Source organism: Mesorhizobium sp. M5C.F.Ca.IN.020.32.2.1 (assembly GCF_004023105.1).
GTDB lineage: Bacteria > Pseudomonadota > Alphaproteobacteria > Rhizobiales > Rhizobiaceae > Mesorhizobium > Mesorhizobium wenxiniae.
The window spans coordinates 1-1,236 of record NZ_RZSX01001284.1 but is presented as its reverse complement, the minus strand read 5'-3'; the positions used below and the strand labels follow the sequence as shown (position 1 = coordinate 1,236).

Annotated in this window: 2 protein-coding genes; both read left to right on the top strand. The window is 64.4% G+C overall.

The features are described 5' to 3' along the window. The coding region (locus tag EOA86_RS35245; RefSeq protein WP_206630235.1) for a proton-translocating transhydrogenase family protein at positions 1-246 on the top strand (246 nt) is incomplete at its 5' end. 6 nt (positions 247-252) lie between these two features. Further along, a partial coding sequence (locus EOA86_RS35240; protein ID WP_164892354.1) for an NAD(P)(+) transhydrogenase (Re/Si-specific) subunit beta occupies positions 253-1,236 on the top strand: 984 nt, incomplete at its 3' end.

Here is a 1,236-nt window from a genome sequence, read left to right as displayed (position 1 = left end):
GCAATCTTCGTCGGCTATTACGTGGTCTGGTCGGTCACACCGGCGCTGCACACGCCGCTGATGGCCGTCACCAACGCCATTTCCTCGGTCATCGTCGTCGGCGCGCTGCTTGCCGTCGGCATCTCGGCGTCCGGCATCGCCACCGGCTTCGGTTTCGTCGCGCTGATGCTGGTCTCGGTCAACATCTTCGGCGGCTTTCTCGTCACCCAGCGCATGCTGGCGATGTACAAGAAGAAGGACAAGTAGAGCGACATGAACGCCAACTTCGCCTCCTTCCTCTATCTGGTTTCCGGCATCCTGTTCATCCTGGCATTGCGCGGCCTGTCGCACCCGACCACGAGCCGTCAGGGCAACATGTACGGCATGATCGGCATGGGCATCGCCATTGCGACCACGCTGGCGCTGGCGACCCCTTCGGCGGGGGGCTTCGGCCTCATCGTGCTCGGCCTTTTGATCGGCGGCTCGGTCGGCGCGATCACCGCGCGGCGCATCGCCATGACCTCGATGCCGCAGCTGGTCGCCGCCTTCCATTCGCTCGTCGGTCTTGCCGCCGTCATGGTGGCGGCCGCCGCCATCTATGCGCCGGAAAGCTTCGGCATCGGCACGGTTGCCGACATCCACGCCCAGGCGCTGATCGAGATGAGCCTCGGCGTCGCTATCGGCGCCATCACCTTCACCGGCTCGGTCATTGCCTTCCTCAAGCTCGACGGTCGCATGTCGGGCAAGCCGATCATGATCGGCGGCCGCCATTTCATCAACGCCGCCCTCGGCATCGCGCTGATGGTGCTCATCGTGCTGCTGGTCACCAGCGAGTCCAAGCTGATGTTCTGGCTGATCGTGGCGGCATCGCTTGTCCTTGGTGTCCTGCTCATCATCCCGATCGGCGGTGCCGATATGCCGGTTGTCGTCTCGATGCTGAATTCCTATTCGGGCTGGGCGGCTGCAGCCCTCGGCTTCACGCTTGGCAATCTGGCGCTGATCATCACCGGCGCGCTGGTCGGCTCGTCCGGCGCGATCCTCTCCTACATCATGTGCAAGGGCATGAACCGGTCATTCATCTCGGTCATCCTCGGCGGCTTCGGCGGCGAGACTTCCGCCGCTGCCGACGACGGCATCGAGCGCACGGTCAAGCAGGGCTCGGCCGATGATGCCGCCTATCTGATGATGAACGCGCAGAAGGTGATCATCGTGCCGGGCTACGGCATGGCGGTCGCCCAGGCGCAGCATGCGCTGCGC